The sequence below is a fragment of the Melioribacteraceae bacterium genome (genome assembly GCA_019638015.1).
Classification (GTDB): domain Bacteria; phylum Bacteroidota; class Ignavibacteria; order Ignavibacteriales; family Melioribacteraceae; genus JAHBUP01.
Genome location: JAHBUP010000001.1, coordinates 782,606 through 796,053 on the forward strand (window position 1 = coordinate 782,606; position 13,448 = coordinate 796,053).

Genomic DNA, 13,448 nt, shown 5'->3' on the forward strand with positions numbered 1-13,448 from the left:
TTTTGAGCTTGATTAGCTAAATAATTTATCAGAAGTATTAATAATACACTAGAGATTTTAACATTTTAAAATAGATTTGATTAAAGAATAATTACGTATGAGGATTAAGTCATGAAAAAAATAATAATTGCAGTTTTGTTTATCGGTCTTGTAAATACATATGCTAAAAGCGGTGATTGGCAAAAGCTGTTTAATGGAAAAAATCTTGATGGTTGGAAAATATTAAATGGAACGGCTGATTTTAAAATTATTGATGCGTCCATTGTTGGTATAAGTAAATTGAACACGGCAAATACATTTTTGGCAACGGAAAAAGAATACTCCGATTTTATTCTTGAATTAGAGGTTAAAATGGAACCCGGATTAAATTCTGGAATTCAAGTCCGGAGTAATAGTCTTACCGAATATAAAAATGGCGTAGTTCATGGTTATCAAGTTGAAATTGACGATTCAAAAAGAGGATGGACCGGAGGAATTTATGATGAGCAAAGAAGAGGATGGCTATATAATCTTGAATGTAATCCAAATGCAAAATCGGTGTATAAAGCAGGTAAGTGGAATAAGTTTAGAATAGAAGCCATAGGAAACAACATCACGGTTTGGGTGAATGGAATTCAAACTGCTGACATAATAGATGATATGACTGCTAAAGGATTTATAGCTCTTCAAGTTCATAGTATTAGTGATTCTGAGAAAGAGGGAAAATCCGTTGCCTTTAGAAATATTAGAATTAAAACTATGGATGTTGTTAAAGAAAAAATCATGACAAAAAATAAAATTCCCCAAATCAGTTATCTGAAAAATATGCTTACAAAACGTGAATTAGAAGAAGGATGGAAGTTATTGTGGGATGGTAAATCAACACAAGGTTGGCGGGGAGCTAAGCTTGATGAGTTTCCACAAACAGGATGGAAAATTGAAGATGGAATTTTAACTGTTTTAAACAGCGGAGGTTACGAATCACGAAATGGCGGAGATATAGTTACTATCAATACTTACAAAAATTTTGAGCTCGAGGTTGATTTCAAAATTACTAAAGGTGCAAATAGTGGAATTAAGTACTTTGTACAAACTGATTTAAATAAAGGAGAAGGTTCTGCAATTGGATGTGAGTTTCAGATACTTGATGATGAATTTCATCCAGACGCCAAGCTTGGAGTTGATGGTAATAGAACTTTAGCTTCTTTGTACGATTTAATACCGGCGAATGCAATGCTTTTTAATCCCAACGAAACTTTGGTAAAGCGTCAAAATAAATATGAATGGAACAGAGCAAAAGTTGTAGTGAATGGTAATCTTGTAACTCACTACTTAAATGGAATTAAAGTGATCGAGTATGTTCGTGGTACACAAATGTGGAAGGCTTTGGTGGCATACAGCAAATATAGAGTATGGCCAAGTTTTGGTGAATTTGAAAGTGGTCATATTTTACTTCAAGATCATGGTGATGAAGTATATTTCAAGAATATTAAAATAAAAGAACTTTAAAATGAATAAGCAAATATTAGTTGCTTTGCTTTCCCTCTCATTTTGGTATGCCAATTTTGCTCAGAATATTACAGTCACAGCGCACCGCGGAGCCTCTGGATACGCTCCTGAGAATACAATAGCATCGGTAAGAGAAGCTATTAAAATGAATGCTGATTTCACCGAAATAGATGTGCAGGAAACTAATGATGGCGCAATAATTTTGCTTCACGACAAGAACCTAAAAAGAACAACCGGATTGGATAAAAATATTTGGGAGTGCAGTTACAAAGAGATTAACAATCTTGATGCGGGAAAGTGGTTCCATCCCCAATTTGCAGGTGAAATAATTCCATTGTTATCTGATGTAATTGATTTTTCAAAGGGTAAAATTAAAATGAACATTGAGCTCAAATCGAATGGTCATGAGAAGATGCTTGCCGATCGTGTAGTTAAGATAGTTCAAGAGAAGAATTTTGTTAGTGAATGCATTTACACTTCCTTTGACTATTCCCTGATAAAAAGAGTAAAGGAAATTAATCCCACATTAAAAGTAGGACTGATATTCAAGAAAATGCCGGAAACCATTGACGTATTTAATGCTGATATGGAACTACTGAGTGTTCATTATTCACTGGTTGATGAGTCGTTTGTTTTAAGAGCTAAAAGTGCTGGCAAAGAAGTGCATGTATGGACAGTAAATGAAGAGGATGAAATGAGAAGGTTAATCAATTTAGGAGTAACGAGTATTATCACAAACTACCCCGATATTCTTAAGCGATTGTTAAAATTTTCTAATTAATATTTGTTTTGTAATAACGTCGGTAATTTGCATAATAAAAATACTATTCTGTAATGAGAGAGTGCTGAAGTACTCTCTCTTTTTAAATATAATGAGGTGTAAATTGTCTAATAAAAACAATCTATTCCCCATATTGATTATTGTCTCATTATTCTGGGGATTTGGATGCAGCGATAAATCGAATATAACTTTCGAAAATATTGATGGATTTAATACCGAAGTTAATCTGCAATTAGAAAAGTTTTTCAAAGAGACTGAAAAACATGTCGGAAGAAAAATAGCAGTATTTGATGGAGATGGAACTGTTCTCGGTCAGGTTCCGAATTATTTGGCTGACGAGTGCCTTTATTCGATAGCTTTTGAAAATCCTAATAGAAAAAAAGAATTAATCGATCTAATGAAAACTCAATCTAACGTATCCTTGGAATATGTTCAGAATAGAGTTCGTTATATGAGTGGCGATTCGTTAACTCACTGGCGTGAAAAAGGCGTGGAGCATTTTAGCAAACTATACTCAACAAAAATATTTAAGCCAATTAAGGCATTAATTGAATTACTCCAAAAAAATAGTTTTGAAGTATGGATAGTGTCAGCATCTCCCGAGGCAATGTATCAAAAATTTTTAAGTGAGCAGCTGGAAATTCCCATTACCAGAATTATTGGCGTTAAATCGGTTATTCGCGATGGGATTATCACAGATGAAATAATACATCCTGTTCCTCAAGATCATGGTAAGAAAGAAGTAATTGAATCATTCATTCAGGATAAACCATTATTAGTTGCTGGGAACAGCAGAGGAGACAAGGAAATGATTGAGTATGCCTCTAAAATTCATATGATCGTAAACCCCGATGAACACATTGCATCTGATCAAAAAGAGAGTATTGCGCAATACGCTAGATCAAATAACTGGTTAATTGTAAATATCAGTGATACTACAGAAACAAATTTCCCATCACTCTCAACAAAATTATATGGTATAAAACCTAATAAATCCACAAAAGTTAAATAGCCAAAATCATGTTAAAGAGAATCATTAATTATTTCAAACCCGATTTGCCGATAAAAAGAATATCTGAAGAGAAAATTCCTAAAATGTATAAGCAAAACCGGTGGAAGGTATTAGAAGCCTCATTTATTGGCTATGCCGCATTCTATCTAGTGCGAAATAATCTATCAACTGTCGCAAAAGAAATGGGAAGTGTGCTTCATTATGATTACAGCATGATTGGAGATATCCTCGCCATCTCAGCTATCAGTTATGGATTAGGAAAATTTCTGATGGGGGCATTATCTGATCGGAGCAATCCACGGAAATTTATGGCATTCGGATTACTTCTTTCTGCAATTTTGAATTTTACCTTTGGTGCATCTGCCAGTTTTCCCGTACATCTATTTCTTTGGGCTTTAAATGGTTTTGTACAGGGAATGGGGTGGCCCCCTTGCGGAAGATCAATAGGGCACTGGTTTAGTTTAAAAGAAAGAGGTTCGGTTTTTGCCATTTGGAACATCTCTCACAATATTGGTGGCGGTGTTGCTGGAATAGTGGCGGCATTTGCGGTAACTCAATTTGGTGTATGGAATGCCGCGTTTTATTTCCCGGGAGTTATTGCCGCCATTGGTTCTATTTATCTTTTTTTCAGATTAAAAGATAAACCTCAATCAGTCGGGTTACCATCAATTGAGGAGTATTCAGGCTGTTGTACGGCCGAGGAAAAACAAAATGGAGTTAATGAGGTAGAGCTTTCTTATTATGAATTATTTGTAGATAATATTTTAAAGAATAAGATGCTCTGGTTATTTGCTGTCGCAAATCTGTTTGTTTATATAGTAAGATATAGCATGCTTGACTGGGGTCCTACATATTTGAGAGAAATGAAACATGCCACACTTTCGAGTGGTGGACTGTCCATTTTGATTCTCGAATTCGGAGGCATACCTTCCACATTATTAATGGGATGGTTATCAGATAAATTTGATGGAAGAAGAGGAATGGTAAGTTTACTTTGCATGATTCCAATTCTGTTTGCTTTTACAGGAATATATTTCAACCCAGCGGGGAATTTATGGTTTGATATGACGATGCTCGCAATAGTAGGATTTTTTATCTATCCACCAGTTATGTTGCTTGGTGTGGCGGGGTTGGATTTGACATCGAAAAAAGCAGTTGGAACTGCGGCAGGATTTATAGGATTATTTGGTTATATCGGGAGAACCATTCAAGCTAAGGGATTTGGTTGGATAGCTGACCATTTCGGAAAATTGTATGGCCCGGAGTTCGGATGGGACGTGGTAATCTGGTCAATTATTGCAGTCACTTTAATTGCTATAATTCTTTTAGCTTTTACCTGGAATGTAAAGCCCAAAGCCTAATTAAGAACAAAGTGATTGATATATAAAAGCTTGAGAGATAATATTCTCAAGCTTTCTCACACTATAAAAAGTTATAATTGTTTTAAACTAATTTAGAAAAAGATACAATGCTGCTGCTGCGGTAGATCCAATTATAGGTCCCACTACTGGAACCCATGCATATTTCCAATCGCTATCTCTTTTATTGGGTATAGGGAGGAGTGCGTGCATTATTCTTGGGCCCAAATCTCTCGCCGGATTAATAGCGTACCCGGTTGTTCCTCCCAGCGAAAGACCAATACCTAACACAAGAAATGCTACAGGTAAAGCAGAGATTGCTCCAATTCCAACTTCCGGTGAAGCGATATATAATGCTGCGAAGACTAATACAAAAGTCCCAATAATTTCAGAGATTAAATTATCAGCGTAAGATCTGATTTCAGGAGCTGTACAAAATATACATAATTTAAGATTTTTATCATCTGTTACGGCAAATTGCAAGCGGTAATGAAGCCACACTAAAAAAGCTCCCAACATTGCCCCAATAAATTGAGCCAAGATATATAATGGAACATCAGCCCATGCAAATTTTCCAACAAAAGCTAAACCTAATGTAATCGCAGGATTTAGATGAGCACCACTTATAGCTCCCACGCTGAACACCGCCACAAATACTCCTATTGCCCAGCCAAAAGTTATTACTATCCATCCGCTGTTTCCCCCTTTGGTTTTTTTTAGTACAACATTTGCAACAACACCACCACCAAAAAGAATCATAAGCATTGTGCCTATAATTTCACCAATAAACGGACTCATTCAATACTCCTATATTTAATTGAGCAAATATTCTTTTGCGAGATTCGTATATTCTTTTATTTGTTCTTTCTCCCAATCGGAAGATTTTCCTAGCTCGGATGCTAAAATTTTTGCTACTGCTGGTGCCATTTCTATACTTGCTTTTGCATCAAGGAAAAGTGAACGGGTTCTTCTGGCCAGAACATCTTCAATGCTTCTTGCCATTTCATTTCTAATATGCCAAACAACTTCAGCACCGATATAAGGAAGTTGTTTACAAATTTGTTCTCCAAGATATTTATCATTCTCAACAAGTTTTTTAATTGCTATCGTATCGGAACCATAGAAATATAGCGGATCAGAATTATCAATATTTTTTAGCCAGCCGTGAATTCGTAGAGATTGGGTAATACTTGGTTTTTCCTCAAGTCCAGCAACTTTAGCGGCTTCATTAATTGTATCCTCTCCCATTTTTCTATAAGTCGTCCACTTTCCTCCAGTAATTGTAACCAAACCGGAATTGGAAACCGTCAAATAATGATCTCTTGAAATTGACGCTGTGCTTTTACTTTCGGCAGGTCGAACTAATGGGCGCAACCCGGCAAAAACACTTTTAACATCCGATCTTGTCGGATCTTTTTTCATGTACCGTTTTGCGTGAGTAAGAATGAAATCAATTTCTTCTTCAAGCGCTCTCGGTTCAAGAGAGGCCTCTTCTATTTCTGTATCGGTAGTTCCAACAACAACTTTATTATGCCAGGGCACTGCAAACAAAACTCTTCCATCATCTGTTTGAGGAACCATTATTGCAGAATCCCCGGGGAGAAATTCTTTATCAAGAATAATATGCACACCTTGACTTACCGCAATTATTTTTTTTGCATGCGGGTTATCCATTTTAATAACGCTATCGGTAAAAACTCCTGTAGCATTAATTACCACTCTTGAGTTAATGGTATACTCCCTACCGGTTTCTTTATCAATAACAATTACTCCGCTTACCTTATTATTATTTTTGATCAAGCCGGTAACTTCCATATAATTTATTACTGTTCCATTATGGTCTAAAACTGTTTGGGCAAGATTAATGGCAAGTCTTGAATCATCAAACTGACCATCATAATAAATTACACCTCCCTTTAATCCTTCTGGTTCAACATTTGGGATTTGTTCAATTGTTTCTTCTCTACTTAATATTTTCGAGGGGCCTAATCCCAATTTTCCGGCCAGCAGATCATACAATTTCATTCCAATGCCATAAAATGGACCATCCCACCAATCATAATTTGGAACAACAAATGATTGATTAAACACCAAGTGGGGAGCGTTTTGTTTTAGTAATCCTCTTTCATGCAGAGCTTCTAAAACAAGCGAAACATTTCCTTGCTGTAAATACCTTACGCCGCCATGTACAAGTTTTGTACTTCTGCTTGATGTCCCTTTGGAGAAATCGTGCTGTTCAAGAAGTAATGTTTTATAACCACGGGATGAAGCTTCAACTGCCGCGCCTAAACCAGTAGCTCCACCTCCAATAACAACTATATCCCAATAACCCTTTTCATTTTCAATTCTTTCAATTAAGGATTCTCTATTCATTAATTATTGTTCCTCCTTGAGCCAATCTTTAGATCTACTTACAGCTTTATTCCAATTGTTAATCATATTATGAATCTTTTCAGAAGCGGTTTGCGGTTCAAACTTTTTATCTACCTGCCACTGTTGTTTAATTTCATCAATATTCGCCCAATAACCAACCGCGAGTCCTGCTAAATATGCAACACCAAGCGCGGTTGTTTCTGATACTTTAGGGCGGACGAGAGGAATTCCTAGAATATCGGATTGGATTTGCATCAACAAATTGTTGGCTGTTGCGCCGCCATCAACACGCAGTTCCGATACCTTTATCCCCGAATCAGATTCCATTGCTTTTAATACTTCGAGTGTTTGGAATGCGATTGATTCAAGTGCGGCTCTGGCAATATGACCGGTATTGCTTCCCCGGGTTAAACCAAAAATTGTTCCCCTTGCAAATTGATCCCAATGCGGGGCGCCCAAACCGGTAAATGCAGGAACCAAATAAACCCCGCCATTATTCTCAACAGTACATGCAAGTTCTTCAACATCAGAAGATTTTTTTATGATTTTAAGTTCATCACGAAGCCATTGCACCACCGCTCCGGCAACAAAAATACTTCCTTCAAGAGCGTAGCTTACTTTTCCATTAATCTTCCAACCTATTGTGGTTAAAAGGTTGTTTGTTGATGAAATCCGGGTATCACCAGTATTAAAAATTAAAAAGCATCCTGTACCGTAAGTATTTTTTGACATCCCGGGTTTTATGCACATTTGACCAAACAGAGCTGCCTGTTGGTCTCCTGCAATTCCGGCAATGGGAATATTCGTGTCAAAAATCTCTAATGCAGTTTCTGCATACACTTCACTCGATGAACATACTTCCGGCAATATTGATTTGGGGATATTAAATATTTCCAGAAGTTCATCATCCCATTGATGTGATTCAATGTTGAAAATCATGGTACGACTGGCATTTGTTATATCGGTTATATGTTTCTTTCCGCTTGTTAAATTCCAAACAATCCAGCTATCAACGGTACCAAATGCAAGCTCACCTAATTCCGCTTTGTTGCGTGCACCTTCAATATTATCGAGTATCCATTTAATTTTAGTGGCGGAAAAGTATGAATCGATTACTAACCCTGTCTTATTCCTAATTTTTTCTTCATACCCATTTGCTTTCAGTTCATCACAATAATTTGAGGTTCTTCTATCCTGCCACACTATCGCATTATATATTGGTATTCCGGTTTTACGATCCCATAAAATTGTTGTCTCTCTTTGATTAGTAATACCAATGGCAGAAATGGATTTTGCAGTAAGGCCGATTTTTGAAATAGCTTCTGTCATTACTTGCGACTGCGATTGCCAAATATCGTCTGGATTGTGTTCAACCCAGCCAGCATGTGGATAAATCTGTGGAAATTCACGCTGGGCTACCGATTTAATGTTGCCTCCAACATCAAAAATAATTGCGCGTGAACTTGTTGTTCCCTGATCTAATGCTAAAATAAATTTTTCCATTTGATTGCCTATTGTTAAGTAATTGAAACTTTTAGTCTGCAAAGTTTTGATAAATCTTCTACAAACAATACTACAAATACAAAATTATCTCATTTATTAAAAATTGGCTTGTATCACCGTTTATTTCTCTTGTATGTTGGTAAGCAAGTTCCGGAAACGAAATTTTAATAGGAAAAGGAAGGATAATTCTAAAGTTTAGGTGAATTTCTGAAGTTAATCAGTCCGATTTATTTTGATCGGTATCGATATTTATTAAAAAATGAATTGAACCCGAATACACGAAAATTAAACAGATAGACCAGCCGGCCTATTCACGTTAACATATCATTGCCATGTCAATTTGTAAAATAATTACCTAATACTGACAAACAATATTCTTCTACAAAAAAGGCATAAAACCAATGTGGCAGACTCTTCTCGATTTTTTCAAATTATCCCCGGCAACTGAAACATTTAGAAGCGAAGAAGTTCAAAGCACAATATACAAGAAAATGAAGTAGTCGGTATTTCTCTCAATCATAATCGGATATAGACTTTTTTTAAGTCTGTCCGTTGAGTCTTAGTGTCAAAAAAGCTTTCGGGGCAGATTTGGGGGTTGTTGGAATTGCAAGTTATATAGGAGAAGGAGTACAGGATGTGATGAGTGGAAATTTAGTAGAAATCAGTCACACCGCATTAAGTGGAATTGGCGGTTAAGATTTCACTGAGGAAGAAAATTTTTGGGTAGATTCGGGATTAATTTCAGTTATACGCAACCTATTTGTTTGGAGTACCAAACAGAAGGATTAGTAAAAAGAATATTTATATGATAAAGCAAAAAGAAAATAAAAATAATCACGCAATGACAATAGAATTTAATGTAGATGACATGAATCCGCAGCATATTCCATACTTCATGGATAGAATTATCGAAATTGGCGCTTCAGATATATATGTAACTCCCATAATAATGAAAAAAGGAAGACCAGGATTCCTCTTCACCATAACGTGCGCTTTACAATTAGAGGAAAAAGTGATTGAAGTTGTTTTCAGTGAATCAACTACTATTGGTATAAAAAAATCCATGTGCGAGGGAGTAAAACTAACTCGCAATTTGTTGAAGAAGAAATGTTCTTTTGGAGAAATACAGGTAAAGGAAATTAATTATTCAGACACAAAAAAAAGAGTTGTTCCGGAATATGATGAATGCAGAAGAATTGCGGAGCAAAAAAAAATTCCATTAAAAGAGGTGAGCGAGAGACTGCTCAAAGAACTCAATGATAATTAAAGGACTCAGGATATTGGATATGCATAATATGATAGAAGCAGAATTATCATCTCATAAAGAAGTTGTCGAAAAGATACTTCTCCAGCTTAAACCCGATATTGAAAAAGCTTGCCGCATCTGTGTACAAAAAATAAAGGAGGGGAGAAAAATTTTATTATTTGGTAATGGTGGCAGCGCTGCCGATGCACAACACCTTGCAGCGGAACTTTCCGGCAGATATAAAAAAGAAAGGAGAGGATTACCTGGAATTGCATTAACTACCGATACATCTGCACTGACCGCAATCGGAAACGATTACGAGTATGATTATATTTTTCAAAGGCAAGTGGAAGCAATTGCGAATACCGGTGATCTACTAATTGGAATTTCGTCTACTGGAAATAGTGAAAATGTATTACGTGCATTTGATGCCGGAAAATTAATTGGATGTACAACCCTTGGTTTAAGCGGAAAAGGAGGAGGGAAAATGAATAGTCGTTGTGATTTTAATCTAATTGTTCCATCCGAAATTACCGCACGAGTTCAAGAAATGCACGTTCTTATCGGGCATATTATTTGTCAAGCGATCGACAATGAATTTTGATCAAGCTAATCTAATCGGAGTTAATTTTGCCCTATAAAATGTTTGATAGATCTACTCTCACTTTCAAATCTTTGTTAGAGAGAAAAAACAAAGTGTTTATAGAAAGAGATCATATCCCAATATCTCAAAAGCCCAAAGACAATTCTGATTACTTTCTCAATGCAGTTGAAGAAGTTACAACTCGAATTAAAATTGCGAAAAAAAATAATGCACCTGTAATGCTTACTTTCGGCGCACACACAATCAAAAACGGAATGGGACCGACTATTATAAAACTGATGGAGGATGGGTGGATTACTCATCTTGCAACAAACGGTGCTGGAATAATTCACGATTGGGAATTCTCTTTTATTGGGCAGAGCAGTGAAGATGTAAAGGCAAATGTTACGAATGGTGAATTTGGCACTTGGGATGAAACTGGGAGGTTAATTAATCTTGCTTTGATAGTTGGTGCATTTGAGGGTAAAGGCTATGGCGAATCGGTAGGAAGCATGATCCAAAATGAAGGGCTAAATATTCCTTCCCAAAATACACTACATGATATTATCAGTGCTTATCATATCTCTGATTTAGATAAAGTTGCGGCTGCGGTTGATTTACTTGAAACAATTAAAAATTTCGAATTGAAATCAGGATGGCTTTCAGTTTCATTCCCATTTAAAAAATATTGTGTGCAGGCCGCAGCATATAAATTGGGAATACCATTTACCGGGCACCCTATGATTGGTCATGATATAATTTACACTCATTCGATTAATCACGGTGCAGCAGTGGGGCGAACTGCGCTCCGAGATTTTTTAACTTTTGCTGAATCAGTCAAAAGATTAGAAGGGGGAGTGTACATGTCAATTGGTTCCGCTGTTATGTCCCCAATGATTTTTGAAAAATCTCTTTCAATGTCGCAAAATGTACATATTCAAAATGGAGATCATATTGATAATCATTTCATGCTGGTAGTTGACCTTGCTAAGAGTGAATGGGACTGGCAAAATAAGGGAGAACCGCCCTCAACTGATCCGGGCTATTATCTAAGGTATTTAAAAACATTCAGCCGCATGGGAGGAATTATGAAATACCTATCTGCTGATAATAGGGACTTCCTTTTAGCTTTACTTCAATCTTTGAAATAAAATTAAAAAATAAATCACTTGAGGATAAAATGAATATTGGTGTTAAAGAAACGAAAAAGATTCTAGAAAAAATTAGGGATGTAAAAATCCTACTTTATGGTGATTTTTGTCTTGATGCCTACTGGATACTCGATCCAAGAGGGTCAGAAACATCTGTTGAAACAGGTTTAAAGGCATTAGCTGCCCAAAATCAAAAGTACTCGCTCGGAGGTGCATCAAATGTTGCCGCAAATCTAGCCGCGTTAAAACCAAAACAAATTAAAATAACTGGTGCTGCGGGGGATGATATATTTGGACGGGAGATGATTTCACAATTACAGAAAATCGGAATTGATACATCTGGATTAGTAATACAGAAGGAAGATTTTGAGTCATATGTTTTTTGTAAGTTAATTCTTGAAGGCAATGAACAACCTAGAATTGATTTTGGCACTTATAACAAAAGGCATCATTTAACTGATAATATGATTCTGGAAAACATAAGAAAAAATGTGAATGAATCTGACATAATTATTATTAATCAGCAAGTACCCGGTAGTATAACAAACAAAGAGTTTATTGAGGGTATTAACAAAATTATTCTTGATTTCCCAGATAAAATATTCATTGTTGATTCCCGGCATTATTCATCAGAATTTAAAAATGTTTCTTTGAAAACAAATGAAGTTGAAGCGGCAATTCTTAATGGAGTTAATGCCGATTATAGAGATGCATTTAATATAAACCTGGTTAAAAAGTATGCGATTGGGTTATATGAGAAAAATAAAAAGCCGAGTTTTATTAGCAGGGGTAGCCACGGTATTCTTGCTTGTGATGAAAACGGAATACACGAAATTGCCGGATTACAATTTCTAAAAAAACTAGATACAGTAGGAGCAGGAGATACAGCATTAAGCGCCATAGCCTCGGCTCTTGCGGCAAAAATTGATACTCAATCAACAATCGAGTTTGCAAACTTTGCCGCCGGTGTTACAGTTCAAAAATTGTTTCAAACAGGAACTGCATCACCCGAGGAAATCTTATCTCTCTGTGCGGATCCTAATTATATTTATCAACCGGAACTTGCCGAGGATATTAGATCTGCAAACTTTTATGCGAATACCGAAATTGAATTGTGTTATCCTGATTTAAAATTTATAGAAAAAGACAAAATTAAACATGCTGTATTTGATCATGATGGAACTATAAGTGTACTTAGAGAGGGGTGGGAACTTGTAATGGAGCCAATGATGATTAAGGCCACTCTAGGAGATCAATTTAATGATATAGAAGAACATATCTATAACAGAGTGGTTAACCGTGTTAAAGATTATATAGATAAATCAACAGGCATTCAAACAATTCAGCAAATGGAGGGATTAATTGATATTATTAATGAATTCAATTTTGTTCCTAAAGATGAAGTGCTGGACAAATTTGGATACAAGGAAATTTTTAATAAAGCTTTAATGGAAATGGTTACCAAAAGAGTAGAAAAACTAAATAAAAAAGAGTTGGATATAGAGGACTTTGCTCTTAAGGGGGCAATTAAGTTTCTAAAATTTCTTTCTGAAAAGGGGATCACACTTTATCTTGCAAGTGGTACTGATAATGACGATGTAATAGCCGAAGCTAGAGCAATGGGTTACGCCCATCTATTCAATGGTGGAATTTATGGAGCAATTGGGGATATCTCAAAATATTCTAAAAAAATGGTAATGGAAAAAATTATAAATGATAATAATTTAAGTGGTACCGAATTAATAACATTTGGCGATGGTCCGGTTGAAATGAGAGAATGCCGAAAAGTTGGAGGCATAGCTGTTGGTATCGCGAGTGATGAAATAAGAAGACATGGACTTAGTATTGAGAAGAGGAGCAGATTAATTAAAGCCGGGGCACACATTATTATCCCCGATTTTTCGCAAAGAGAATTTCTCAATAAAATATTATTTGGTCAATAAAAAGTTTGGA

12 protein-coding genes are annotated in these 13,448 nt (G+C 35.9%); 9 read left to right on the plus strand and 3 right to left on the minus strand.

Going from position 1 to position 13,448, the window contains the following annotated elements; genetic code table 11:
• Positions 1-111 precede the first annotated feature (111 nt).
• The 4 genes from KF816_03225 (at position 112) to KF816_03240 (ending at position 4,642) form a co-directional block, all read left to right on the plus strand.
• Positions 112-1,488, plus strand: a complete 1,377-nt coding sequence (locus tag KF816_03225; GenBank protein MBX3007019.1) for a DUF1080 domain-containing protein — start codon at positions 112-114, stop codon at positions 1,486-1,488.
• A gap of 1 nt (position 1,489) precedes the next feature.
• Complete coding sequence (locus tag KF816_03230; GenBank protein MBX3007020.1) at positions 1,490-2,269, plus strand: hypothetical protein; 780 nt, start codon at positions 1,490-1,492, stop codon at positions 2,267-2,269.
• 103 nt (positions 2,270-2,372) lie between these two features.
• On the plus strand, positions 2,373-3,281 hold the full coding sequence (locus KF816_03235) for a haloacid dehalogenase-like hydrolase (protein ID MBX3007021.1): 909 nt from the start codon (positions 2,373-2,375) through the stop codon (positions 3,279-3,281).
• A gap of 8 nt (positions 3,282-3,289) precedes the next feature.
• On the plus strand, positions 3,290-4,642 hold the full coding sequence (locus tag KF816_03240) for an MFS transporter (protein ID MBX3007022.1): 1,353 nt from the start codon (positions 3,290-3,292) through the stop codon (positions 4,640-4,642).
• Positions 4,643-4,729: 87 nt separating this feature from the next.
• On the opposite strand, the gene KF816_03245 is transcribed toward KF816_03240, so the two are convergent.
• From KF816_03245 to glpK, 3 genes are read right to left on the minus strand one after another with little or no spacing between them, the layout of a single operon-like run.
• Entirely contained in the window at positions 4,730-5,437 is a 708-nt protein-coding gene (locus KF816_03245) for an aquaporin family protein (protein ID MBX3007023.1), read from the minus strand.
• A 15-nt stretch (positions 5,438-5,452) separates the two neighbouring features.
• Positions 5,453-7,012, minus strand: a complete 1,560-nt coding sequence (locus KF816_03250; GenBank protein MBX3007024.1) for a glycerol-3-phosphate dehydrogenase/oxidase — start codon at positions 7,010-7,012, stop codon at positions 5,453-5,455.
• Positions 7,013-7,015: 3 nt separating this feature from the next.
• Positions 7,016-8,515 carry a glycerol kinase GlpK gene (glpK, locus tag KF816_03255; GenBank protein ID MBX3007025.1) on the minus strand — a complete coding sequence of 500 codons (1,500 nt, stop codon included), beginning with the start codon at positions 8,513-8,515 and terminating at the stop codon, positions 7,016-7,018.
• Positions 8,516-9,067: 552 nt separating this feature from the next.
• Between glpK and KF816_03260 the strand changes: the two genes are divergently transcribed.
• From KF816_03260 to KF816_03280, 5 genes are all read left to right on the plus strand, one after another.
• Entirely contained in the window at positions 9,068-9,211 is a 144-nt protein-coding gene (locus KF816_03260) for a hypothetical protein (protein MBX3007026.1), read from the plus strand.
• Between the two features lie 109 nt (positions 9,212-9,320).
• Entirely contained in the window at positions 9,321-9,782 is a 462-nt protein-coding gene (locus KF816_03265; protein ID MBX3007027.1) for a DUF111 family protein, read from the plus strand.
• A gap of 19 nt (positions 9,783-9,801) precedes the next feature.
• Complete coding sequence (locus KF816_03270; protein MBX3007028.1) at positions 9,802-10,365, plus strand: D-sedoheptulose 7-phosphate isomerase; 564 nt, start codon at positions 9,802-9,804, stop codon at positions 10,363-10,365.
• 92 nt (positions 10,366-10,457) lie between these two features.
• Positions 10,458-11,495, plus strand: a complete 1,038-nt coding sequence (locus KF816_03275) for a hypothetical protein (GenBank protein ID MBX3007029.1) — start codon at positions 10,458-10,460, stop codon at positions 11,493-11,495.
• Between the two features lie 29 nt (positions 11,496-11,524).
• A complete protein-coding gene (locus KF816_03280) occupies positions 11,525-13,438 on the plus strand; it encodes an HAD family hydrolase (protein MBX3007030.1) in 1,914 nt (637 codons plus the stop codon).
• Positions 13,439-13,448 lie beyond the last annotated feature (10 nt).

What these genes read in the sequence shown, in the direction of transcription:
- KF816_03270 (MBX3007028.1), top strand. Translation starts at nt 9,802, where the DNA reads ATGCATAATATGATAGAAGCAGAATTATCATCTCATAAAGAAGTTGTC.
- KF816_03250 (MBX3007024.1), bottom strand. Translation starts at nt 7,012, where the DNA reads ATGAATAGAGAATCCTTAATTGAAAGAATTGAAAATGAAAAGGGTTAT.
- KF816_03240 (MBX3007022.1), top strand. Translation starts at nt 3,290, where the DNA reads ATGTTAAAGAGAATCATTAATTATTTCAAACCCGATTTGCCGATAAAA.
- KF816_03245 (MBX3007023.1), bottom strand. Translation starts at nt 5,437, where the DNA reads ATGAGTCCGTTTATTGGTGAAATTATAGGCACAATGCTTATGATTCTT.
- KF816_03225 (MBX3007019.1), top strand. Translation starts at nt 112, where the DNA reads ATGAAAAAAATAATAATTGCAGTTTTGTTTATCGGTCTTGTAAATACA.
- glpK (MBX3007025.1), bottom strand. Translation starts at nt 8,515, where the DNA reads ATGGAAAAATTTATTTTAGCATTAGATCAGGGAACAACAAGTTCACGC.
- KF816_03280 (MBX3007030.1), top strand. Translation starts at nt 11,525, where the DNA reads ATGAATATTGGTGTTAAAGAAACGAAAAAGATTCTAGAAAAAATTAGG.
- KF816_03230 (MBX3007020.1), top strand. Translation starts at nt 1,490, where the DNA reads ATGAATAAGCAAATATTAGTTGCTTTGCTTTCCCTCTCATTTTGGTAT.
- KF816_03265 (MBX3007027.1), top strand. Translation starts at nt 9,321, where the DNA reads ATGATAAAGCAAAAAGAAAATAAAAATAATCACGCAATGACAATAGAA.